Source organism: Paenibacillus sp. GbtcB18 (assembly GCF_019091125.1).
Classification (GTDB): Bacteria; Bacillota; Bacilli; order Paenibacillales; family NBRC-103111; genus Paenibacillus_F; species Paenibacillus_F chitinolyticus.
Map to the genome: position 1 here is coordinate 196,621 of NZ_JAGXJX010000005.1, position 21,480 is coordinate 218,100.

Genomic DNA, 21,480 nt, shown 5'->3' on the forward strand with positions numbered 1-21,480 from the left:
CCTGAAGCTTATTAACTTCGGGGCATCTTTTTTTTGCCGCAAAATTTACACGGGCTTTACAATTGATTAATTTTGTATTTACAAACAGGGCCTATGATTAAGAAGAATCATTTAGTACTTTGTGCTTACCGACTATGCACGCATTCCGATTGAAGGGGGCTTCCCGTTTGTGAACACTTACGCTCAGCAAACAACGAAGACGAAGGAGCAGAGCCGACAAAACCGTCAAAGCCAGAAAGGACCCACGCGCTGGATGAAACTGCAAAAACGGCAGGACAGCGTGATGAAGCTGCTGTTCGTCGGCAGTGCGTCACTCGTCTCGATTGTCATATTTTCGATTATTTTGTTTGTCGGTGTACAAGGCATGCGCACCTTCTCGGGCGTCAGCCCGATTGAATTTTTCTTTTCGACAGACTGGACGCCAAGCGCGGACAAATACGGAGCGTTTCCGTTCCTGTTCAGTACTTTTCTGTTAACGATGCTCGCCATCGTACTTTCGGTCCCTCTCGCCGTAGCGGGAGCCGTCTTCATGGCGAAGATCGCACCGAAATGGGTGAGAGAGATCATGCGTCCGGCAACGGACCTTTTCGTGGGCATTCCGTCGGTCGTATACGGCCTGATCGGCCTTACGGTCATCGTGCCTTTTATCGGAAAAGTGGTGAACGGGACAGGATACGGTATTTTGCCGGCGGGAATTATCCTCGCGATCATGATTCTGCCGACCATCCTGTCTATCTCGGAGGATGCGATCCGAGCTCTGCCTCCGCGGCTGGAAGAAGCGTCGCTGGCGCTCGGAGCCACCCGCTGGCAGACGATTTGGCGCGTACTTCTTCCCGCGGCACGGCCGGGGATTTTGACGGGCGTGGTGCTGGGAATCGGAAGGGCTATCGGAGAGACGATGGCGGTATTTATGGTCATCGGGAACTCGCCGCAAATGCCCAAATCGCTGATTGACTCGACCACGGTTCTTACGACGGCAATCGTCAAGGACATGGGGAATACGAACTACGGATCGACCTGGAACAACGCGCTGTATTTGATGGCCTTTGTTCTGTTGATCACTTCGCTGCTGCTTATTCTCATCATCCGTGTCGTATCAAGAAGGAGTGAAGTGAAATGAACAGTAAAACGACTGACCGGATCGCCACGCTGTTCTTCTGGGCAACCGGCATCTTTATCCTGCTGATCCTGGCCTGGTTCCTGATCCGGATTCTCGGTGCGGGGCTGCCGCATCTTACCTGGGACTTTATCACGGGCAAGCCGGAGGATATTGTGGCAGGAGGGGGTGTCGGACCCCAGCTCTTCAACTCGTTCTATATTTTATTTCTCTCTCTGCTGTTCTCGCTGCCGATCGGGCTGGGAGCGGGGATCTACCTGGCGGTATACGCCAAGAAATCCCGTTTCACTGAAATTGTCCGCATGTCCGTCGAGACGCTGTCTTCCGTTCCATCCATCGTATTCGGTTTGTTCGGATTTCTGTTGTTCGTGGACTTGATGAATTTTAAAATTTCGATTTTGAGCGGTTCCCTGGCTTTGGCGCTTCTGAATCTGCCGGTTCTTGTCCGGGTCACGGAGGAATCGATCCGCACCGTGCCCGAATCGTACTGGGAAGCGAGTCTTGCGCTCGGTTCGACAAAATGGCAGGCGATCCGCAAAGTGCTGATCCCAACCGCATTGCCGAGCCTGATCACGGGCATTACGCTCGTAGCCGGGCGCGCACTGGGTGAATCGGCCATCCTGATTTATACGTCGGGGCTTTCCGTTTCCCGGCATTTCCCGGATTTCAATCCGCTGACGATGGGCGAAACGCTCTCCACGCACTTATGGTACATCCAAGCGGAAGCCATCGTGCCGGATGCGAAGAAAATTGCGGAAGGCAGTGCGGCGCTCCTTCTTGTAGTCGTTCTGATCTTCAACCTGCTTATCGGCATTCCTAGCCGAATCATCCAAAAAAGACTTACGGGAGGGAAATAACCTTGACAGCTCCTGCCATGAATATTGCGACCGATACGAAAATAAAAGTAAACGGGCTGGATCTTTTTTACGGAGACAACCAAGCCCTTCACGGAATTGATCTGGACATCGCGCCGAATACCGTATCGGCCCTGATCGGGCCTTCCGGCTGCGGAAAGTCGACCTTTCTGCGCACGCTCAACCGGATGAACGATTTGATCGACAGCGTGAGGATTAACGGGACCATTAAGGTGGACGGCCAAGATATTTATTCGCCGGAGAGCGATATCGTGTCTCTGCGCAAACGCGTGGGTATGGTTTTCCAGCGTCCGAATCCGTTCCCGATGAGCATTTACGACAACATTGCTTACGGACCGCGCATCCACGGCCAGAAAAAACGCGCCGTTCTCGACGAAATCGTGGAACGCAGCCTGCGTCAGGCCGCCCTTTGGGACGAAGTGAAGGACCGCCTGAACAAGTCGGCCCTGGGCCTGTCCGGCGGCCAGCAGCAGCGTCTGTGCATCGCCCGTCTGCTGGCGGTCGAGCCGGAAGTGCTGCTGATGGACGAACCGACCTCGGCGCTCGATCCGATTTCCACCTTGAAGGTGGAGGAGCTCACGCAGACGCTGAAGGAGCGCTACACGATTATTATCGTGACGCACAACATGCAGCAGGCCGCGCGTATCTCCGACCGCACGTCTTTCTTCCTCAACGGGATTCTCGTTGAGACCGATCAGACCGACAAGATTTTTACAAATCCGAACGACCAGCGCACCGAAGATTACATCACCGGACGTTTCGGTTAACTCTAAGGGGGCTTCAATGAATAATCGCCTTAATTTTCAGCATTCGATTGACGATCTGCAGAATGAACTGCTCGATTTAGGCTCCATGGTTGAAAATTCCATTCACCAGGCTGTCGAAGCGCTGACCCGGCTGGATACGGATCTCGCGCGGCGCACGGTCGAGGATGACGACGCGGTGGACGAACTGACGCTGCGCATCGAAGAAATGTGCCTGAAGCTGATCGCGCTGCAGCAGCCGATGGCGGGCGATCTGCGGATTATCGGCACGGCCCTCAGCATCGCGACGGATCTGGAGCGGATCGCGGACCATGCCGTGGACATCGCGAAGATTACGATCCGCCTGTCCGGAGAGACGCTGGCCAAGGAATTGATCGACATTCCGCAGATGGCCGAAATCTCCAAAGAGATGCTCCGCGAGAGCCTGGTCGCTTATATGAACCGCAACGTTCATATGGCCGCTTCGCTGGCGGAGAAGGACGATCAGGTGGACAAGATCTTCAGCCGCATCATGACCGACGTCATCGGGATGATGAATGCGGATTTCACCCGCAACCGTCAGCTGACGCACCTGATCATGGTGGCCCATTACTTGGAGCGGGTGGCTGACCATGTGACGAACATCGGCGAGAGTGTAATTTATATGGTCACGGGCAAACGCAAAGACTTGAATGTATAGAACGGCTTCAATGCCGTCTGATACGGGGTCGTACGTACCGGAGAACCCGGCTTCGCATGTAAGAATACGGGGATGTAAACATGCAAGGGTGTAAGAATGTAAGGATGGCGGACGGCGCTGAGAACATAGCCGTAGCCAGCTTGGCGTTACAAAGTAGCGAGACCCAAACAGCTTGCCGGGAACTTCCCGGCAGGCTGTTTCTTTGTGATAGGGGGCAGACGTGAAATCCTGAATCCGAAGCTATACGCCCATGACGGGATATGTAAGGTCAAATTCACCAGCGCATGCAAGGCAAGGCCGATTAAAAACCGCCCCTCAGGGCGGCTCTGCGCATGATTTTATGAGATTATTCCTGCATGGCGCGAAGGGGACGGCGCCTCAAAAGCTTCGGCTAAAGCACATGCACCAATTGCTTGACGGACCGCACGATAATAACCTTCTGGCGGCCGACTTTCCGCTGGGAAATCTTTTTCACATGAGGCGGGTAAATCCAGACGGCATCCAGGCCGCAGCGGGTGGAGCCGATGATGTCGTTTTTCCACGAGTTGCCGACCATGACGCCTTGGCCCGGAGCTATGCCCGTTTCTTTCAGGGCGGTCCGGTACAAACCCGGATGCGGCTTGCGCGGTCCGTTTTTCGTGGAGCTGAAGAGCAGCTTCTCGGGGAAAAAGGAGGACAGCCGGAGCTGCCCGATGTCCCTCTCCAGTCTTTTGCGGCTGCCGTTGCTGATGACCGCAAGCTTGTAACGCTCGCCCAGAGCCGACAGGGTTTCTTCGACACCGGGAAAAAGCCGGACATAGTTTCCTTCCGTTTCTTCAATTTGCTCGAAAAAGCCTTTGGCGAACGTTTCGTTCACCGATATGGGAAAAGCGTCCAGCGCCTTTTCCAGGCAGGCTATCCGCATTTCTTCACTGGGACGGTGGCCCCGGGGGCGCAGTTTCCGCAGTTTTTGCCACTCCTGCTTATAAATCTGAAGCGCATTTTCGGGGGAAGCCGCCCCGTCTTCTTGTTCCCATCTTCCGGTGTAGTCTCCCAGTACCTCCGTAAATGCCGAATCGAAGCACTGCCTGCGGTCGACCAATGTATTGTTCATATCGAAAAAAATCATTTTCTTGGGAGCCGGAAAAAAAAAGGGACTCATCTCGGTCCTCCTTCCCTCGCCGGACGAATCCAGCTGAAAACACCGGACGCGCCGGCTTTGCATCGTACTATCAGTCTATGTGCGGAAAGCGGAGAACATCACCGCAAGCCCGGGAGGATAGGCTCAAAAATTACCGGGCTGAAACTTTTTCATATTCGTCCAGCCTGTGCTATCATGAACGTATATGTCCAAAATTCGGGGTGTAAGATGGAAAAATTGATCGTTATTGATGGAAACAGTATCGCGAGCCGCGCCTTTTACGCGCTGCCTCTGCTGAGCAATTCCGCCGGTCTTCATACGAATGCCGTTTACGGATTCACGACCATGCTCCTCAAATTGATTGAAGAAGAAAAACCGACTCATTTTCTCGTGGCTTTCGACGCGGGCAAAGTGACGTTCCGACATAAAGATTACACGGAATACAAGGGCGGACGCGCCAAAACGCCGCCGGAGCTGTCCGAGCAGTTCCCTCTGATCAAGGAGCTGATGAACGCTTTCGGTATCCGCCAGTTCGAGCTGGAAGGCTATGAAGCGGACGATATCATCGGCACGCTGACCAAGTCTGCGGAGCAGGAAGGCAAGGATGTGCTGGTCGTTACCGGCGACAAGGACATGTTGCAGCTCGTATCGGATCGTGTGACGGTTGCAGTGACCCGCAAAGGAATCAGTGAAGTGGAGCGTTACGATCCGGCGGAAATTAAAGCAAAGTACGGTCTCGTTCCGGCACAGATCATCGACCTCAAAGGTCTGATGGGCGACACTTCCGACAATATTCCGGGCATTCCCGGAGTAGGCGAGAAAACAGCCCTGAAGCTGCTGCACGAGTACGGTTCCGTCGAATCCGTGCTGGAGCACGCGGACGAAATGAAGGGTAAGATGAAGGAAAAGATCCGCGACCATGCGGATTCGGCACGGATGAGCAAGGAAATCGCGACCATTTTCCGCGAAGTGCCGATGGATACGGACTGGAGCAGCCTCGCCTTCTCCGGTTTCGAAACGCCCGAGCTTGCGGCCATGTTCCGCAAACTGGAGTTCAAGTCGCTGCTCGAGAGGCTTGACTTCTCCGGCGCGGGGGGAGCGGACTCTCCTGAAGGGGCGGAGTCCGGCCCCGCGGAAGAGCTGGTTGTCCGCCTGATAGACGCGGACAACATCACGGAGCTGACCGGCGCGCTGCAAGACGTAAGCGCGCTGCACGTGGAGGCCGTGGGGGACAACGCTCACACGGCCGAGCTGGTCGGGGCGGCTTTTCACACGCCGGAAGCGGGCTACTACGTGCCCGCGGCCGTGTTGACCGCTCCCGGAGCGGAAGCGCTGCGCGCCTGGCTCGCGGACAAGGGTTCTCCGAAGAGCACGTGGGACCGCCACCGCGCGGAGCTGGTGCTCGCCTGGAACGGCATCACGCTGGCCGGCGTGACGTTCGACGTCATGCTCGCGGCGTACCTGCTCGATCCGACGGAGTCGTCGCTTACGCTCAGCGGCATCGCGGATAAGTACGGCGCGCTTCATGTGGCGCCGGACGAAGCGGTCTTCGGCAAAGGCGCGAAGTTCCGCCTGCCGGAGCCGGAAGCCGTCGCGGAGCATCTCGTCCGCAAGGCCGACCGCATCTCCCGCCTGGACGTCTCGCTGCGCGAGAAGCTGGAGCAGGCGGATATGAAGCAGCTCTACTACGAGCTGGAGCTTCCGCTCTCGGGTGTGCTTGCGGATATGGAGCTGCGCGGCATCAAGGTCGATACGGCCGGATTGAAGCAGCTTGGCGATGAGCTCGCCGTGCAGATCGAACGGACGATGACGGAGATTTACCGCCACGCCGGCATGGAGTTCAATATCAACTCTCCGAAACAGCTCGGAGAAGTGCTGTTCGAGAAGCTCCAGCTTCCCGTCCAGAAGAAAACGAAGACAGGCTACTCCACGGATGCCGAGGTGCTGGAAAAACTGGCCCCTTACCATGAAATCGTACAAGGCATTCTCCATTACCGGCAGCTCGCCAAGCTCCAGTCCACGTATGTGGAAGGGCTGCTGAAAGAGGTTCGGAAGGAAACCGGCAAGGTTCATACGTACTACAGGCAGACGATCGCGGCCACGGGCCGGCTCAGCAGCCAGTATCCGAACCTGCAGAACATTCCGATCCGGCTGGAGGAAGGGCGCAAAATCCGCAAGGTGTTCGTGCCTTCCGAGCCCGGCTGGTCTATTCTGGCCGCGGATTACTCACAGATCGAGCTTCGAGTGCTCGCTCACATTTCCGGTGACGAGAATCTTAAGGAAGCTTTTACGAATAATATGGATATTCACACGAAAACGGCCATGGATGTATTCGGCGTAGCCGAAGCCGATGTGGACGCGAATATGCGCCGCTCGGCGAAGGCCGTTAACTTCGGCATCGTTTACGGGATAAGCGATTACGGGCTTTCCCAGAACCTGGCCATTTCCCGTAAGGAAGCGAGTCAGTTTATCGAGCAGTATTTCGCCGTTTTCCAGGGTGTCCGCCAGTATATGGATGACATTGTGAAGCTGGCCCGCGAACAGGGCTACGTCACGACACTGCTGCAGCGGCGCCGGTATTTGCCGGAGATTACCGCCTCTAACTTTAACCTCCGTTCTTTCGCGGAAAGAACGGCGATGAATACGCCGATTCAAGGAACGGCGGCCGATATCATTAAGCTGGCCATGGTGCAAATGGACGAGCGGCTGAAAGCGGAAGGCCTGAAAAGCCGGATGCTCCTGCAAGTGCATGACGAACTGATTTTCGAAGTTCCGCCCGACGAGCTGGAAACGATGCGCCGCATCGTGCCCGAGGTTATGGAAGGCGCGCTTGCGCTGGACGTGCCTCTGCTTGCCGAAGTGGATTACGGATCCAACTGGTATGAAGCGAAATAGGGAGATTATGAAAACACAGCATGAACCGAGGTGAAGCGCCATGCCGGAATTGCCGGAGGTGGAAACCGTCAGACGGACGCTCAGCCGACTGGTCGTCGGCAAGACGATAGGAGAAGTGGAAGTCCGCCTGAAACGCATTATTCAAAAACCCGAAGAGCCGGAGCTATTCGCCGATCTTCTGGAAGGCCAGACGATTCAAGGCGTGAGCCGCAGAGGCAAGTTTCTGCGTTTCCTGCTCGATGACGGCGTGTTAGTATCCCATCTTCGTATGGAAGGCCGCTACGGCCTTTACGAAGGTTCGGACGAGGTGGAACCTCACACGCATGTGATTTTCCGCTTTACGGACGGGACCGAACTGAGATACCGCGATGTGCGGCAGTTCGGTACGATGCATCTTTTCGCGGGAGAGGAAGATCTGACCAGCAAGCCGCTTCATAAGCTGGGCATTGAGCCGCTGGACGAGTCCTTTACGTTCGATGCGTTCCGTCAGGCCATCGGCAAACGGAGCACGAAGATTAAACCGCTGCTGCTTAATCAAGCATACATCGTCGGGCTCGGTAATATTTATGTAGACGAGGCGCTTTTTCTGGCGGGAATCCATCCCGAGAGGGAGGCGGCTTCGCTGACCCGTCTTGAGCTTCAGAAACTTCACGAAGCGATTGTGCATACCCTCAAAAGCTCGGTCGAGGCCGGGGGCTCTTCCATCAAATCGTACGTAAACGGCCAAGGCGAATCCGGAAATTTCCAGCATTCCCTGAACATTTACGGCCGGAACGGCAAACCCTGCGTTACCTGCGGCAGCTTGATCGAGAAAACCGTCGTCGGCGGCCGGGGCACGCATTTCTGCCTGAAATGCCAGCCTCTCAAAAGAAAGCGCAGCGCGCCTAAAAATAAGCTTTAGCACAACTCCTCCTACCCCTCCATATGATAAGTGTGTAGAAAACGCAGGTAGGAGGAATGAGGCGTGCTTCCATTTTTTTCTCTGTTGATTCTGGCTCTGGCCGTCAGTCTGGACGGTTTCGGAGTAGGGATGATGTACGGCTTGCGTAAAATCCGTATCCCGCTTCCGTCCCTGGCGATCATTTCCCTTTGCTCGGGAATCATCATTTACATTTCGATGAGTTTTGGAGTGTGGCTGTCGCGGTATTTATCCCCGCACTATGCCGGGATGCTCGGTGCGGTCATTCTGATGGGCATCGGAATCTGGGCGCTGGTTCAGTTTCTGGCACAGAAGCAGGGCAATGACGGCGACGGTGATGAAAAGGAACGTACACAGGCGGAGAACGGAAAGGCTGCGGTAACGGCCGGAACGTCCCGTTTGGAAGCCGTATTCCAGTCTAATCCGGTTGCGGCCCGCCGCCCTGAAGCCAACGGGACAGAAACGGAGCGCGAGCCGCGGATGCTTTCGATCGAGATCAAGCGGCTCGGACTCGTAATTCAGATTCTGCGTACGCCTTCTGCGGCCGACGTGGACCGATCCGGCAACATTTCTTCTTCGGAAGCGACGCTGCTCGGAATCGCGCTGTCCCTTGACGCTTTCGGCGCGGGAATCGGTGCCGCTTTGATCGGGTATACCCCGCTGCTGACATCGGCGGTAATCGCGGTAACGAGCGGACTCTTTATTTACTTCGGCCTGAAAATCGGCTATCAGTATTCGGGGCTCGGCTGGATTCGTAAAGTTTCGGTGCTGCCGGGAATCGTCCTGATCCTGATGGGCATTTCCAAACTGTTTTAGCTGTTATACCTTAAAAAATGTGATTGACGTGGGAGTCGAGTGAAATGAATATAGGACTCACGGGAGGTATCGCCTGCGGCAAAAGCACGGTCTCGGCCATGCTTGTCCGCCGCGGTGCGATTCTTATAGACGCCGACCGGATCGCGCGCGAAGTGGTAGAGCCGGGGAGCCCCGTTCTGGCCCAGGTCGCCGCGCATTTCGGACAAGATATGCTGCTGCCGGATGGCTCGCTCCACCGTAAAAAACTGGGCGAGACGGTTTTCGGGAACGAAGAAGCGCGGAAAGCTCTCGAAGATCTTCTGCATCCGTCCATCCGTGCTCTCATGAAAGAAAGAATGGCCGCCGCGGAGCGTGAATTTCCGGACAAGCTTGTCGTGGTGGACGTGCCTTTGCTCTACGAATCGGGACTTCAAAGCATGTTTTCGTCCGTTATGGTCGTTTATGTGCCGAGAGATGTCCAGCTGAGGAGACTGATGGAGCGGGACGGACTGAACGCCGAACAGGCGGAATCCCGGCTTGCGGCCCAGTGGCCCATTGAACGTAAAAAAGAGCTTGCGGATAGCTGTATCGACAATTCGGGGACCCTGGAGCAGACGGAGCAGCTTGTCGAGCGGTTCTGGCTTCAAAGGGGGCTGTAATGAAGCTTCTGCGGAAAAAGCGGGTATTCGCCCTGCTGCTGCTCGGATTTGTTTTTCTTCTGTTCAGCAACGGTCTTTTTATCGGGCAGATGATCTATCCCATTCACTATCGTGAAGAAATCCGGCAGAATGCCGCACAGTACCAGGTCGATCCGTTTCTGATTGCGGCGATCATCAAAGTGGAGACGAATTTCAACCACGACCGGGAATCCAAAAAAGGAGCTGTCGGCATTATGCAGCTCATGCCCGATACGGCGGAATGGATTCGCGAAACGTCCAATACGAAATCGGCCGACTTCCGCGACCCGAAACATAATATCCAGCTTGGCTCCTGGTACCTGGCTTGGCTGAACAAGCAGTACAAAGGAAACTGGCTTTATTCTATAGCCGCGTATAACGCGGGTCAGGGAAACGTCAGCAAGTGGAAAAACAACGGCGTCTGGGACGGGACGGAAAAAACCATCAACAAGATCCCGTTCGGCGAAACCCGGCATTATGTACAGAGGGTGCTGTATTATCAGCAGAAATTCAAGAAGCTTTACGGCGAGGAATGGGATCAAAGCGCGGGAAGCAAATAAAGAAGCACCGAACCCGGCGGGTGTAGCCGCCGGATCCGATACTTCGTTGCTGCTTGGTTTCCGCTAGAAGTTAGCGGGATTGGCCTTGACCGGCCAGTTGTTGTTCGGCGATTTGCACCAGTCTGCGAGTAATGTGACCCCCGATAGCACCCGTGTCGCGAGTAGCCATGTTACCGTAGTAACCGTCTTGAGGAATCGCAATACCAAGCTCTTGGGCAACTTCATATTTCAGCTGATCCAAAGCTTGGTTAGCTTGTGGAACAACCAGTACGTTGCTGCTGCGAGATTGTCCTGCACCCATTTCTGTTCACCTCCTTGTCGATGGTAGAACTATTATGTGCGTTTTTGTAGGCTTGATAACAAGCAACATTTGGGAGTAAAAATAAAGAACGGACGAGAGGAGGAATCCCCGATGAAATGCCCGTTTTGCGAGCACAACGGCACGAAAGTACTGGACTCCCGCTCGGCTAACGACAACAAATCGATCCGCCGGCGCAGAGAATGCGAGAAGTGCCAGCGGCGGTTTACGACGTTCGAGATGGTGGAGGAAACGCCTCTTATCGTGATCAAGAAGGATGGCAGCCGCGAGGAATTTAACCGCGACAAAATTTTGCGCGGGTTAATCAGAGCCTGCGAGAAACGCCCGGTATCCGTGGACCGGCTGGAGCAAATCGTCTCCGAGGTCGAAATGCAGGTGCGTAATATGGCTCACGCGGAAGTGGACAGCATGAGAATCGGAGAACTCGTGATGGAGCAGCTTTACCCGGTCGACGAGGTGGCCTATATCCGCTTTGCGTCGGTGTACAGGCAGTTTAAAGATATCAACATGTTCCTGAAGGAACTGGAGCAAATTTTAGGCAAAACGAATTTGAGCGCATTGAAATCGGACGGTTAGAGGCCGGAACGAGCTTGCAAGGCTTTCTTCTTGAAAAGAGGAAAGTCTTTTTTGCCGTTTAGCCGGGGGGAATGGCCGGAACTACAGGCATCTCCCGCACAGCCGAAGATAACAGCGGGAAGGCAACAGGCATATCTCCGCATCCGCCGCCATATCTTTCAGGGTGGAACGGCTCAAAGGAGGCGACGATATGTCGATGACGCAAGGAAACGGGCAGGGAGTGCCGTGGGGATTCGGGAAACCCGAAGTTCCCGATTACACGAAAGTGACACAGGGGCAGGCGCAGCTGCCGGGGTATCCGCCCCAGCAGGGCTCTCCGTTCGGAGGCGGGGGCAATCTGCCACCGTTCACTCAAGGTCCGCCACCGGGAGGGATGACCGGCGCTTTTCCGCCGCAGGGAGCTTACCCGGAGAGCTTCGGCTCAGCCGACGGCTGGCCAGGACAGGCGGGATTTCCTCCGGGTTCTCAATCCGGAGGCGGAGGTTTCGCGCCTTTCCCGCAGGGAGACTTCGGATCGGTCGGCGGAGGGGCAGGGCAGGGGGGCTACGGCTACGGCTACGGCGCTCTTGAGGCGGGCGCCCTTTCTGGAGGCGCTCCGGTCGCGGTGCCGCAGCCTTTTTTCAGCATCGATCCCTATGTGTATCTGACGCTTAGAACGATTGTCGGCCGAGGTGTGGTGGTAGAGACGGTTCGCGGAAGCAACCGGGGTGTTCTGACAGATGTGAAACCGGATCATGTCGTGGTACAGGAGGACGGTAAGAAATTTTTTATCCGGACGGCCCAAATCATTTGGGTGATGCCGGAGTAGAACCTTATCGAAGGCTAAGAGCCGCCGGATTCCGGCGGTTTTTTTTGTACGCATTGGACTGCCTGGAATTAAATTTTATATAGCTGCTTTACAAAAGAAAGTGACTATGATAATATACTTACATAAAGTAAGTTATTGAATACAAGTTAGCCGATACAAATATTCGAAATCCGACTAGGAGGAAATCAAAATGAACAAATTATTATATATCACTGCAAATCCAAGAGAGGTGGACCGTTCTTTCGGTCTTCAGGTCGGGGAACATTTTCTGGAGGCGGTGTCGAAAGAAAATCCGGATCTTCAAGTGGAACGCGTAGATGTGTACGAAGAGCATATTCCCCTTATCGACGCCGATGTGCTGAACGGCTGGGATAAGCTGCGTGCCGGTGAAGCGCTCAATGAAACGGAAGCGGCTGCTATCAACCGGATGAATGAAGTGCTGGAGCAGTTTTTGTCGGCGGACGGCTACGTATTCGTCACTCCGATGTGGAACCTGAGCTACCCGCCGATGCTGAAAGCTTACATCGACAACATCGCGATTGCGGGAAAAACGTTCCGTTATACCGCCAACGGACCCGAAGGGCTCATGTCCGGTAAAAAAGTCGTTCACATCCAAGCGCGCGGAGGCATTTATTCCGAAGGACCGGCCGCGGACTTTGAATTTACCGACAAATATTTGCGCGGAATTATGGCATTCATCGGAATCACGGACTACGAGCATGTCTATGTGGAAGGCATCGCGGCTTTCCCGGACAAAGCGCAAGAGCTAGTGCAAGGCGCCAAAACAAGAGCCGCGGAAGTAGCCGCTCAGTTTGCGAAAACCCCATCGCGAGTATAAGCTTTCCCCCTTGCGGTGTTCCCATATTAACGCAAAAAACTGCCCCTTTCTGAACTGCACCCCCATGTTAGACACGATCTGACATTGGAGGTTCCGTTCATTCTGAGAGGGCAGTTTTTGCGTTTGGAGCCGGGCGGTACGACAGCAACTATTGGTACGTCTCAGCCTTTGCCGATAAGCAGGGAGAGCAGACCGGCCGCTATCAGAGGGCCGACGGGGACACCGCGGAACAGCGCGACGCCAAGCACGGTGCCGATAAGCAGTCCGGCTACCACATTCGGCTGGTTCGTCATGAGCAGAGCGCCCCGGCCGCCCAGGTATGCAACGGTGATTCCGATCAGCACGGCCAGAAGCGATTTCCAGTGCATAAAGGACTGGAGAATGGCCTGGACGGGCATTTTGCCGCTGGCGATTGGCGTCATGACCCCAATGGTCAAAATGACGACGCCGATCGTAAGTCCGTATTTTTCCAAGAAGGGAAAGGCTTGATGTACATTCATCACCCGCAAAAGCAGGAGAACGAGCATGGCAATCGTAACGGTCGAATTGCTGCTGAGCAGCCCCAGAAGGGCCAAACCGAGCAGCAGGATGGAAGGCATGTCCACTTGGGCCATCTTCAAATTCCCCTTTAGGTCTTTTTTGTTTCCATTGTATAGCATGGAAGCCGCGTCAACAAGGAAGAGACCGGTCAAGAGGAGGACGATAGCATTAGAAGCCGGCCGAGGAGTTGCGGGGTTATGGTATAATTCCCTATACGAGGGCAGATCATCCAAACAGATCCCCCGCCGAAAGGAGCGATTCCATGGAAACGATCGAATGGGTAGCGGCCGGAGCGCTGATTCTCTCTTTGCTGCTGCTGATTAAAGTGTTCGGCCTTCAAAGCCGGATTAACGGCATCCAAGACGATCTGGAGTGGCTGAAAGGACGGGCGGAAGGACAGGTGATAAACCCGTTAAAGCCATCGACGGCCGCCCAGTCCGAAAAGCCCGCTTCGGCACAGACGTCCCTTCTTGACGAAAGAGTGCACCACTTGCTTGCGCAAGGCGACAAAATCAAAGCGATCAAACTCGTGAGAGAAAAGAGCGGAATGGGTCTTAAAGAAGCCAAGGATTATGTGGATAATCTGGAACGCGGCTAGCTTACAGGCGTGATCCTCCGCTTGCGTCGATCAGTTGGCCGGTTACCCATCGGCTGTCCGGTGACGCGAGGAATGCCGCGATATCCGCGACGTCTTCCGGCTGCCCCCATCTTCCGAAGGCGGATAGTCCGGCGGCGAACTCCTGTCCGCCGGTGCTTTGCAGCGTTTCGGCGTTCATGTCCGTATCGATGATGCCCGGCTGGATCGCATTGACCGTAATGTTCCGGCTTCCGAGATGCTGAGCGAGCACATAAGTCAGCGTATTGAGGGCTCCTTTCGATACGCTGTATCCTAGCAAATTGGGGAAAGCGATACGGGTTACGGCCGAAGAGATGTTAATGATCCGGCCGTTTTCTTTTAGACGCGGCAGTGCTTTCTGAATGATGAAAACAGGCGCCTTGACATGGATATCCATGACTTCGTCCCAGGACTCCGCCGTCGTTTCCTCAAGGGTTAACGTCTGGCCGATCCCCGCGTTGTTCACGAGAATGTCGAGGTGATTGCCCCCGGTGAATTCGAGCAGACCCGTGTCCAGCACGGCTAACAATTGATCAATGCCGCCCGCGGAAGTCAGATCGGCGCCTATGGCAAAAGCGGAGCCTTCACGGCTTTGTATCTCGCGTACTACTTCCAGTGCCGCATTGCGGTTCTTCCCGTAATGGACGGCAACGAGCGCCCCTTCCTGCGCCAGGCGGAGCGCAATGGCGCGCCCGATTCCCCGGCTTGCCCCGGTTACTAATGCGACTTTCCCTTGCAATTTACTCATGTTTTATCTCTCCTTTTCTTGGTTCATGTACAGTTGTAACACAGGAGAAGATTTGAAATGTTGCGCTCTCATTCTTTGTGGTTACGCATATCCGAAAATCAAAAAGAGCCTGCCGTTAGCGGCAGGCTCTTGGATATTTGCGCGTGCATATTCAATTATTTACTTGCCCATTTACGATTCCTGGCCAACCACTTCCCGGACAAATTTATCGAGGGCAGTGACATTCGTGATGTTCTGGTTGCAGACGGTACTGTCTACACACAAGTAGTTCCCGATCGCTTTATAGTAATCGGATGACGCTTTGGCCGGTCTTGATTTCGTGACCGCGGTAAACAGCGCGACTTCTTCGTGCTTGTTGCACAGAAAGCAAACGCCTTTGTTCGCCGGTGTATATCGTCCTTCGATTCCGATCAGTTTTCCGTTCAATTGGTACACGAGAAACAATTTATTCGTCGCGATGTCGGTCCAGCCCAGATAAGTGACATAACGGTAGTCGATTTCGGACAGGTCGGGAATCTTAAGTTTCTTGTTCTTCGGAAAAAGCTTGGCGAGCTGCTTTGCCGTCGGTGCCGGAAACGGCGCCAAGTAGGGTTCCAGCGATTCCGGATAATGCTTGAATTCTTCTGCCGTACGCAATCCTGAAATCTTCTCCAGCAGTTGTTTTTGAAGGCCGTCCGCCTCCGGGAATGCTTCAAGCAGTTTGAACGGAGCGCTGGATTTGACCGATTCCACGACTTTCGGATCGGAAACGGTTTCGTGGGTCTTCTGAAGCAGAAGACTCTGCTTTTTAATGACATTATATTGATGGTTTCTAATAAATGGTTGTATCATGGCTTTCAGCCCCTTATTTTTTATTTAAGCTAAAAAAATAAGTGCAAAGCCCATTATTAGAAACGATATAAGCTTTTTCGGGCGACTATGTTATCGTGAATCGTCCGCCCATGCAAAGTATCGCCCCATAATCAGGCTTCGCATGAGCCGTGTCTTGTACCAGCAAATTGATTTGCCATTTGTACCGACCTCCTCTTATCCGACCATTATAATGGCAATCGGGCATCGCTGCAATGTCGAAATCAGCTATAAAAACTTTTTGCCAAGGCGGAAAGGCCTCGGGAATAGAGGTAGGAACGGCTTTAAACGGAATACGTATTACAGTTCGCTTGTTACAAGACTTTTATCCTCGAATGCGGTCGAAAGTACAATCAAAGTCGTTGAAAAGCCGAAAGCGCTGCATTCATCAAGAAAGCCGGTCAACGATTCCGTCGTTTCGCTCAGCACCTTCATTAAAAAGTTGTATTCCCCGCTGATCCGGTAGAGATCGACGATCTCAGGAGATTTTTCGCTGAAAGCTGCGAAGCCTTTGCAATCGGTCGTTTTGAACAAAACGAACGCCGTGGTTTGCTTGCCGAGCTTTCGTGGTGAAAGCTTTGCGCGGTAGCCCGTAATAACTCCCTGCTCTTCTAACTTACGCAGTCTTTCGGTTACGGCCGGCTGTGACATCGCGATCATCCGGCTCATCTCGGAGACGGGGATCCGGGCATTTTCATGCATCAAAGATAAAATTTTCGAGTCGATTTGATCCATACTGGCAGACACCTCATTATTAAAGGTAATAGGAAGTATACAACTTGATAACTTAGTTATTTGAACTTCTATTCCTTAATAATACTATGTGATAGGGGTATTTTTCATTATAAAATGTCATTAACCATTCGCGAAGGAGAATGAAAGATGACAAGAACCTTAAACGACCCGATAACTATCGGCGGAATCACGTTAAAAAACCGGCTGATCATGGCGCCGCTGCAGCAGTATAAGGGAACTGCCGAAGCGTATGCGACGGAGCATCACATCGAGCATTACGGGCGCAGAGCGAAGCACGTGGGACTCATCGTTTTGGAATCCACGGCAGTTTCTTCGAATGGAAGGTTGTGGGCAAACGATATCGGCATCTATACGGACAGGCACGTGGAAGCGCTGCGGAAAGTGACGGATGCCGTCCATGCGCACAATACCCCGGTCTTTATCCAACTGTCGCACGGGGGAAGAAAATCTTCGCCGGAAGTTACGACTGCTTTGGTCGCACCGAGTGCGATTGCATTCGACGATCAATACGGCATGCCGCAAGAATTATCGGCAGAGGGGATCAGTTCTATCCTAGGCGAATACCGGATGGCGGCAAGGCGCAGTAAGGAAGCGGGGTTTGACGGCATTGAGCTGCACGCGGCGCACGGGTTTTTGATTCATCAATTTTTATCCCCGTTGTCCAATAAACGGACCGATGCTTACGGGGGAAGTTCCGAGAACAGGGCCAGGTTTTTAAAAGAGGTCTTAGCGGCTGTCAGAGATGAGGTAGGCCGTGATTATCCGGTCATTATCCGGATTTCGGCCACCGACTACAGCGAGGGCGGACTGATCCCTGAAGAATGGGCCCGTATGCTAAAGCCGCTGGAGTCCGAGCTGGACGCTATCCATGTTTCTACGGGCGGGATTATCCCGGTGCAGCCCAGCGACGTATACACCGCTTATCAGCTGCCTCATGCGGCCGCCATCAAGCAGCATTTCGAAATTCCGGTCATCGCCGTCGGGAAAATTTATACCCGCAGCCTCGCCGACCGCATCCTTGAAGACGGTTTGGCGGACGTTATCGCGATCGGCCGCCCTCTATTGGAGAATCCGGATTACGCGGAGGGGATGTTGACGGTGAGGGGAACGGCGATTAAGTTTGGTTGAGGGGACGACTTTCAGAGAGGGCGGCAGCTTTTACACGTTCCATAGGTTCGATCGTCAAGGCGAACTATACGTTTATTTCCAACGACCGGTATCATAATGTCTATCATTTGAGGGAAGATCACACGGGGCTGGAGCTATGTGACGATATCGAAGTTCATTTTATGGAACTGTCCAAACTGGACGAGAAGGCTGCTCCGGTTGAAGGCGGTCTGATCAACTGGCTGTTGTTCTTGAAAGGTGTGGACAAAACGAATTGGGAGGTGCTGAAAATGAACGAACCAACTTTGAAAAAAGCCATGGATACGCTGGAGTTTCTGAGCCAGGACCGGGAAGCCCGTCGATTATATGAAGAACGTCAGAAGTATTTGCACGATGAAGCTTCCATGATTGAGTGGGCGACGGAAAAGGGCATGGCTAAAGGAATAGCTAAAGGAATAGCCGAAGGCGAGCAAAAGAAAGCCATCGAAATCGCCCGAAACATGCTCGACCTTGGGCTCGAAGTTTCAGTCATCGCCAAAGCGAGCGGTCTTTCCGCAGCGGAAGTGGAGTCGCTGAAATCGGTTCAATAGAGGGGAATGAACTCTAGGGGATTGGTCCCCCCGGACATTAAAAACGCCACTACATGTAGTGGCGTTTTATTTTTGGAGCCATTAGGGATAAGTCTGAAGAACTCCACACTATTTTCATTGACTGTACGTTCAGTCATAAATATAATAATAGTGACGGTACATATTTCCACGATAGGGAGGCTAACAGAATGGAACTCTATTATGAAATTCAAGGATCTGGATCTCCGATCGTCATGATTCACTCAGGCGGCGTCGATTCGAGGGTGTGGAGGTACATGGCACAGGATCTGACGCAATCATTTAAGGTGATTACCTTCGACGGCCGGGGAACCGGACGTTCGGCCGCTTTGCTGGAACCGACTTCATTAGTGGAGGATTTGCGTAAACTCCTCGAACATCTGGGTTTGGACTGTGTCACGCTTGTCGGGCATTCAATGGGAGGGCAAGTCGCGACGGATTTTGCACTGTCTTATCCTTCCATGGTAGAACGGCTTGTGGTGATCGCTCCATCGTTAACCGGATATGCCTTTTCGGACGAATTTACTCAGTATATGGCATCGGTAAATGCAGCCGCTCCCGATATTTCTAAGCTTGTGGAGCTTTCCTTGGCCGGACCGATTTATCGCGCTGCAATGGCGAGTCCGCACCAGGATTTTCTGCGTGAATCGTATACTCACTACATGACGAGGGTCTTCACCGAGTGGAAAAGCTTCGAGGTTCTCTGGCCGGAGCCGCCGGCGATTGAACGGTTAGACAAAATTGCCTCGGAAACGTTGTTTATACAAGGTACGATAGACTGGCCGGACATGAAAAAAATCGCCGAACATTTCAAGCGTGTTCCTTTGATCCGGTTCGCCGAAATTGAAGGGGCGGATCATATGCTTGTCCTGACCCATGCGGAAGAACTCTCTAATCTCATTCGAAATTTTATGCTAGGGGAACTTAACGATGCCGCGAACCCAGGAAGAGAATGATCGTATTCGTCAGGCTGCCAAGGAAAATATTCGTAAGGCCGCAATGGAGGTTTTTATCGAGAAAGGGTATCATGCCTCTGTCATTGACGATATTGCCAAAAGAGCTGGCGTTTCAAAAGGTCTTATGTACAACTATTATAAAGGGAAAGAAGATTTGCTCGCGGAAATGGTTAAGATGCGCATAGAGGAAATTAACCATGTGATGCACACGGCCGCTGCACTCAGTTCGCCTTCCGAACAGTTGAGGCATATTATTGAGGGTGCAATTAACAACGTCAAACAGCATCCGAAAATATACCGATTTTACTTGCATCTTCAAACCCAGCCCGAAAAGGATAAAATTCTGTCCCGGTACAGCCAGATGCTCAATGAGGCGATGGCGGATCAATTCGAAGTGCAATGCGGCTTTTTTGCCAAACTTGGCAGTGCTGACCCGAGAATGAGGTCACTGTACTTTTCTTCGACTTTACACGGCATGATGCTCATGATTTCTACCTATCCGGATGGCTATCCGGTTGAAGAAATCAAAGAGCAGACGATTCGGCAGTTTTGTGAAAGCTAAACCCTCGGGTTCGGCCACGCTGGCTTCAGTAACACAAAAAAAGCACTCGGAAGAGTGCTTTTTTGTGTTGTTGGAGCTAGGGAGCGCCAAACGTGCCTGTATTATTTATCTGGTAGTCTCGGTTATTGACCTTATATTACACTAGTGTTATATTACATATATGAAATACTAAATATAAGGGGGCCTCCATGCACACGATTTCGAATGTCGAATTCATGCTCCTGCAAATGTTCGCGGAATGTGGTCAAGCTTCCGGATACGATATCAAGAAGCTAGTCGATCAGCGAGGTTATAGAGAATGGGCTAATATCGGTACGACTTCGATCTATACAGGACTGAAGAAATTGAACGATAAAGGGTGGGTCACACCCGAGGAATCCGACGGGAAATCCGGCAAGGGACCCATGCCGACCCGGTTTTCCCTCACCGAAGCTGGTATGGCCAAGTTGAGAAATGAAATCCTTGAAAGTCTGTCTTCAACAAGGGAACGCGACAACCGCTTCGATCTCGGATTGGCTGCTTTGCCTCATATCGGGAAAGACGAGGCTATCCTTGCTTTACGGAAACGGCTGGATTTCCTTGCACAAATTTCGATGAAAATTAACCAAAAGTACGAATCACAAGGCGGTGTCAGCATGCCGCTGAACGTAAGGGCACTGTTCTTGCATCCGATAAGCTTAATCGAGAACGAGCAGGCGTTCGTTGTCCGTCTAATAAATGAATTGTTGGAAGAGAGAGGGTTACATGACAAAAATCATTGAAAGTTTTGTTCCTTATCAAGGGGAACATTGCGAGACGACCGCCATCGGCAATTTGCTGCAACATGCTGGGGTCCGGCTAACTGAACCGCTGTTGTTCGGACTCGGGCAAGGGCTTGGATTCATATATTGGGACTCGAAGGGAATGGAATTTCCGTTTATCGGAGGAAGGGTAAAACCGGACGCATTGATTGCCAACCTCGCCAACCGGCTTGATTTGACCGTCAATATTCAAGAAACGTCGTCCGTCGACAAGGCTTGGAAGAACGTACGGAGCTGCATCGAACGCGGAATTCCGGTTGGGCTGAAATTAGACTCCTATTACTTAGATTATTTTACGAACAAAGTGCATTTTGCCGGTCACTATGCGGTCTTACACGGCTTCAACGATGAACACGCCTACATGGCGGACACTAGACAGCAGGGCGGACAGGTGAAAACGAGCTTGACAAGTTTGGCCGCGGCCAGAAACGCAAAAGGGCCCATGAGTTCCCGAAATCGTTCCTTTACGCTCGAGCCAATCGATGAATTACCTCCGCTCGTTCCAGCTATACGCGAATCCTTGACCAAGAATGCGTATGACTATCTGAACCCGCCCATTCGCAATATCGGCAATAAAGGCATTGTAAAAATGAGCGATGAAATCTTAAAGTGGCCTTCCCGCAGCAACAATATCGAACATGATTTATGTCTGACCGCGTTGCTGATGGAGCGGGCGGGCACCGGCGGTGCTTTGTTTCGGAATTTGTATCGGGATTTTTTGAGAGAATGCGCCGATCTGTTGGAAGAGCGGAAAATCGAACAAGCCCATGGTTTGTTTTTGGAAATAGCTCCGATGTGGGTCAGTGTTTCTGCGTCGATCGACCGTGCGGGCAGAACAGGTGACTACCAAGAGCTATTGCGAGCGTCGAAACTTTTACTTGAGATAGCGGATAAAGAACGCACAGCCATGGAATTATTGTTGTGAATATCCTCTCTCCGAACCCTTGGTTCACAAATGAAAACAAGCACCTCGCAAAAGGTGCCCAGTAAACTGCG

Annotated in this window: 24 protein-coding genes and 1 pseudogene; 19 read left to right on the plus strand and 6 right to left on the minus strand. The window is 52.9% G+C overall.

Annotated elements, in window-relative coordinates; genetic code table 11:
- Positions 1-253 precede the first annotated feature (253 nt).
- From pstC to phoU, 4 genes are read left to right on the plus strand one after another with little or no spacing between them, the layout of a single operon-like run.
- Positions 254-1,120 (plus strand): phosphate ABC transporter permease subunit PstC, encoded by an 867-nt coding sequence (gene pstC / locus KVT34_RS16695; RefSeq protein ID WP_483311443.1) that lies wholly within the window; start codon positions 254-256, stop codon positions 1,118-1,120.
- Positions 1,117-1,974: a phosphate ABC transporter permease PstA gene (gene pstA, locus KVT34_RS16700; protein WP_042230989.1), complete on the plus strand. Its 858-nt coding sequence runs from the start codon at positions 1,117-1,119 to the stop codon at positions 1,972-1,974. Before pstC ends, pstA begins: the two co-directional genes overlap by 4 nt.
- A gap of 17 nt (positions 1,975-1,991) precedes the next feature.
- Positions 1,992-2,759, plus strand: coding sequence for a phosphate ABC transporter ATP-binding protein PstB (gene pstB, locus KVT34_RS16705; protein WP_217560158.1), 768 nt, complete (start codon positions 1,992-1,994; stop codon positions 2,757-2,759).
- Positions 2,760-2,775: 16 nt separating this feature from the next.
- Positions 2,776-3,435, plus strand: a complete 660-nt coding sequence (phoU, locus tag KVT34_RS16710; protein WP_009671365.1) for a phosphate signaling complex protein PhoU — start codon at positions 2,776-2,778, stop codon at positions 3,433-3,435.
- Between the two features lie 391 nt (positions 3,436-3,826).
- On the opposite strand, the gene KVT34_RS16715 is transcribed toward phoU, so the two are convergent.
- Positions 3,827-4,576, minus strand: a complete 750-nt coding sequence (locus tag KVT34_RS16715; RefSeq protein WP_217559953.1) for an HAD family hydrolase — start codon at positions 4,574-4,576, stop codon at positions 3,827-3,829.
- 207 nt (positions 4,577-4,783) lie between these two features.
- Between KVT34_RS16715 and polA the strand changes: the two genes are divergently transcribed.
- From polA to KVT34_RS16740, 5 genes are all read left to right on the plus strand, one after another.
- Positions 4,784-7,450: a DNA polymerase I gene (gene polA / locus KVT34_RS16720; protein WP_217559954.1), complete on the plus strand. Its 2,667-nt coding sequence runs from the start codon at positions 4,784-4,786 to the stop codon at positions 7,448-7,450.
- A gap of 40 nt (positions 7,451-7,490) precedes the next feature.
- A complete protein-coding gene (gene mutM / locus KVT34_RS16725) occupies positions 7,491-8,351 on the plus strand; it encodes a DNA-formamidopyrimidine glycosylase (RefSeq protein WP_217559955.1) in 861 nt (286 codons plus the stop codon).
- A 63-nt stretch (positions 8,352-8,414) separates the two neighbouring features.
- Positions 8,415-9,185: an MntP/YtaF family protein gene (locus tag KVT34_RS16730; RefSeq protein WP_217559956.1), complete on the plus strand. Its 771-nt coding sequence runs from the start codon at positions 8,415-8,417 to the stop codon at positions 9,183-9,185.
- A gap of 44 nt (positions 9,186-9,229) precedes the next feature.
- Positions 9,230-9,823 carry a dephospho-CoA kinase gene (coaE, locus tag KVT34_RS16735; protein ID WP_217559957.1) on the plus strand — a complete coding sequence of 198 codons (594 nt, stop codon included), beginning with the start codon at positions 9,230-9,232 and terminating at the stop codon, positions 9,821-9,823.
- The gene (locus KVT34_RS16740) at positions 9,823-10,401 is read left to right on the plus strand and encodes a lytic transglycosylase domain-containing protein (protein WP_217559959.1); all 579 of its coding nucleotides are present in this window, start codon (positions 9,823-9,825) and stop codon (positions 10,399-10,401) included. Before coaE ends, KVT34_RS16740 begins: the two co-directional genes overlap by 1 nt.
- A 70-nt stretch (positions 10,402-10,471) precedes the next feature.
- On the opposite strand, the gene KVT34_RS16745 is transcribed toward KVT34_RS16740, so the two are convergent.
- Positions 10,472-10,702, minus strand: coding sequence for an alpha/beta-type small acid-soluble spore protein (locus KVT34_RS16745; RefSeq protein ID WP_009671472.1), 231 nt, complete (start codon positions 10,700-10,702; stop codon positions 10,472-10,474).
- 111 nt (positions 10,703-10,813) lie between these two features.
- Here KVT34_RS16745 and nrdR point away from each other — a divergent pair, with 111 nt between their 5' ends.
- The 3 genes from nrdR to KVT34_RS16760 all read left to right on the plus strand — a co-directional run bounded on the left by nrdR (position 10,814) and on the right by KVT34_RS16760 (position 12,942).
- On the plus strand, positions 10,814-11,296 hold the full coding sequence (nrdR, locus tag KVT34_RS16750; RefSeq protein ID WP_042230981.1) for a transcriptional regulator NrdR: 483 nt from the start codon (positions 10,814-10,816) through the stop codon (positions 11,294-11,296).
- Positions 11,297-11,486: 190 nt separating this feature from the next.
- Positions 11,487-12,104 carry a YuzF family protein gene (locus KVT34_RS16755; protein ID WP_217559960.1) on the plus strand — a complete coding sequence of 206 codons (618 nt, stop codon included), beginning with the start codon at positions 11,487-11,489 and terminating at the stop codon, positions 12,102-12,104.
- A gap of 190 nt (positions 12,105-12,294) precedes the next feature.
- The gene (locus tag KVT34_RS16760) at positions 12,295-12,942 is read left to right on the plus strand and encodes an FMN-dependent NADH-azoreductase (protein ID WP_217559961.1); all 648 of its coding nucleotides are present in this window, start codon (positions 12,295-12,297) and stop codon (positions 12,940-12,942) included.
- A 161-nt stretch (positions 12,943-13,103) separates the two neighbouring features.
- On the opposite strand, the gene KVT34_RS16765 is transcribed toward KVT34_RS16760, so the two are convergent.
- On the minus strand, positions 13,104-13,556 hold the full coding sequence (locus KVT34_RS16765) for a DUF441 domain-containing protein (protein WP_217559962.1): 453 nt from the start codon (positions 13,554-13,556) through the stop codon (positions 13,104-13,106).
- A gap of 188 nt (positions 13,557-13,744) precedes the next feature.
- Here KVT34_RS16765 and KVT34_RS16770 point away from each other — a divergent pair, with 188 nt between their 5' ends.
- The gene (locus tag KVT34_RS16770) at positions 13,745-14,080 is read left to right on the plus strand and encodes a ribosomal protein L7/L12 (protein ID WP_217559963.1); all 336 of its coding nucleotides are present in this window, start codon (positions 13,745-13,747) and stop codon (positions 14,078-14,080) included.
- A gap of 1 nt (position 14,081) precedes the next feature.
- On the opposite strand, the gene KVT34_RS16775 is transcribed toward KVT34_RS16770, so the two are convergent.
- From KVT34_RS16775 to KVT34_RS16785, 3 genes are all read right to left on the minus strand, one after another.
- Positions 14,082-14,846, minus strand: a complete 765-nt coding sequence (locus KVT34_RS16775; protein ID WP_217559964.1) for an SDR family oxidoreductase — start codon at positions 14,844-14,846, stop codon at positions 14,082-14,084.
- A 171-nt stretch (positions 14,847-15,017) separates the two neighbouring features.
- Entirely contained in the window at positions 15,018-15,677 is a 660-nt protein-coding gene (locus KVT34_RS16780) for a FusB/FusC family EF-G-binding protein (RefSeq protein ID WP_217559966.1), read from the minus strand.
- A 318-nt stretch (positions 15,678-15,995) separates the two neighbouring features.
- Complete coding sequence (locus KVT34_RS16785; protein WP_217559968.1) at positions 15,996-16,430, minus strand: Lrp/AsnC family transcriptional regulator; 435 nt, start codon at positions 16,428-16,430, stop codon at positions 15,996-15,998.
- Positions 16,431-16,577: 147 nt separating this feature from the next.
- On the opposite strand from KVT34_RS16785, the gene KVT34_RS16790 reads away from it, so the two are divergent.
- The 6 genes and pseudogenes from KVT34_RS16790 to KVT34_RS16815 all read left to right on the plus strand — a co-directional run bounded on the left by KVT34_RS16790 (position 16,578) and on the right by KVT34_RS16815 (position 21,409).
- Complete coding sequence (locus tag KVT34_RS16790; RefSeq protein ID WP_217559969.1) at positions 16,578-17,579, plus strand: oxidoreductase; 1,002 nt, start codon at positions 16,578-16,580, stop codon at positions 17,577-17,579.
- 62 nt (positions 17,580-17,641) lie between these two features.
- Positions 17,642-18,148: pseudogene (locus tag KVT34_RS16795) on the plus strand (Rpn family recombination-promoting nuclease/putative transposase); the annotation flags it as partial.
- A gap of 188 nt (positions 18,149-18,336) precedes the next feature.
- Positions 18,337-19,122, plus strand: a complete 786-nt coding sequence (locus KVT34_RS16800) for an alpha/beta fold hydrolase (protein ID WP_217559970.1) — start codon at positions 18,337-18,339, stop codon at positions 19,120-19,122.
- Complete coding sequence (locus tag KVT34_RS16805) at positions 19,097-19,684, plus strand: TetR/AcrR family transcriptional regulator (protein WP_217559971.1); 588 nt, start codon at positions 19,097-19,099, stop codon at positions 19,682-19,684. Before KVT34_RS16800 ends, KVT34_RS16805 begins: the two co-directional genes overlap by 26 nt.
- Before the next feature lie 188 nt (positions 19,685-19,872).
- Entirely contained in the window at positions 19,873-20,445 is a 573-nt protein-coding gene (locus KVT34_RS16810) for a PadR family transcriptional regulator (RefSeq protein ID WP_217559972.1), read from the plus strand.
- A complete protein-coding gene (locus KVT34_RS16815; RefSeq protein ID WP_217559973.1) occupies positions 20,429-21,409 on the plus strand; it encodes a BtrH N-terminal domain-containing protein in 981 nt (326 codons plus the stop codon). The genes KVT34_RS16810 and KVT34_RS16815 overlap by 17 nt, the downstream gene beginning before the upstream one ends.
- Positions 21,410-21,480 lie beyond the last annotated feature (71 nt).

Bases quoted from the DNA above. Each gene is read 5' to 3' on its own strand.
- pstC (WP_483311443.1), top strand. From the start codon at position 254: ATGAAACTGCAAAAACGGCAGGACAGCGTGATGAAGCTGCTGTTCGTC.
- pstA (WP_042230989.1), top strand. From the start codon at position 1,117: ATGAACAGTAAAACGACTGACCGGATCGCCACGCTGTTCTTCTGGGCA.
- pstB (WP_217560158.1), top strand. From the start codon at position 1,992: ATGAATATTGCGACCGATACGAAAATAAAAGTAAACGGGCTGGATCTT.
- phoU (WP_009671365.1), top strand. From the start codon at position 2,776: ATGAATAATCGCCTTAATTTTCAGCATTCGATTGACGATCTGCAGAAT.
- KVT34_RS16715 (WP_217559953.1), bottom strand. From the start codon at position 4,576: ATGAGTCCCTTTTTTTTTCCGGCTCCCAAGAAAATGATTTTTTTCGAT.
- polA (WP_217559954.1), top strand. From the start codon at position 4,784: ATGGAAAAATTGATCGTTATTGATGGAAACAGTATCGCGAGCCGCGCC.
- mutM (WP_217559955.1), top strand. From the start codon at position 7,491: ATGCCGGAATTGCCGGAGGTGGAAACCGTCAGACGGACGCTCAGCCGA.
- coaE (WP_217559957.1), top strand. From the start codon at position 9,230: ATGAATATAGGACTCACGGGAGGTATCGCCTGCGGCAAAAGCACGGTC.
- KVT34_RS16740 (WP_217559959.1), top strand. From the start codon at position 9,823: ATGAAGCTTCTGCGGAAAAAGCGGGTATTCGCCCTGCTGCTGCTCGGA.
- KVT34_RS16745 (WP_009671472.1), bottom strand. From the start codon at position 10,702: ATGGGTGCAGGACAATCTCGCAGCAGCAACGTACTGGTTGTTCCACAA.
- nrdR (WP_042230981.1), top strand. From the start codon at position 10,814: ATGAAATGCCCGTTTTGCGAGCACAACGGCACGAAAGTACTGGACTCC.
- KVT34_RS16755 (WP_217559960.1), top strand. From the start codon at position 11,487: ATGTCGATGACGCAAGGAAACGGGCAGGGAGTGCCGTGGGGATTCGGG.
- KVT34_RS16760 (WP_217559961.1), top strand. From the start codon at position 12,295: ATGAACAAATTATTATATATCACTGCAAATCCAAGAGAGGTGGACCGT.
- KVT34_RS16765 (WP_217559962.1), bottom strand. From the start codon at position 13,556: ATGGCCCAAGTGGACATGCCTTCCATCCTGCTGCTCGGTTTGGCCCTT.
- KVT34_RS16770 (WP_217559963.1), top strand. From the start codon at position 13,745: ATGGAAACGATCGAATGGGTAGCGGCCGGAGCGCTGATTCTCTCTTTG.
- KVT34_RS16775 (WP_217559964.1), bottom strand. From the start codon at position 14,846: ATGAGTAAATTGCAAGGGAAAGTCGCATTAGTAACCGGGGCAAGCCGG.
- KVT34_RS16780 (WP_217559966.1), bottom strand. From the start codon at position 15,677: ATGATACAACCATTTATTAGAAACCATCAATATAATGTCATTAAAAAG.
- KVT34_RS16785 (WP_217559968.1), bottom strand. From the start codon at position 16,430: ATGGATCAAATCGACTCGAAAATTTTATCTTTGATGCATGAAAATGCC.
- KVT34_RS16790 (WP_217559969.1), top strand. From the start codon at position 16,578: ATGACAAGAACCTTAAACGACCCGATAACTATCGGCGGAATCACGTTA.
- KVT34_RS16800 (WP_217559970.1), top strand. From the start codon at position 18,337: ATGGAACTCTATTATGAAATTCAAGGATCTGGATCTCCGATCGTCATG.
- KVT34_RS16805 (WP_217559971.1), top strand. From the start codon at position 19,097: ATGCCGCGAACCCAGGAAGAGAATGATCGTATTCGTCAGGCTGCCAAG.
- KVT34_RS16810 (WP_217559972.1), top strand. From the start codon at position 19,873: ATGCACACGATTTCGAATGTCGAATTCATGCTCCTGCAAATGTTCGCG.
- KVT34_RS16815 (WP_217559973.1), top strand. From the start codon at position 20,429: ATGACAAAAATCATTGAAAGTTTTGTTCCTTATCAAGGGGAACATTGC.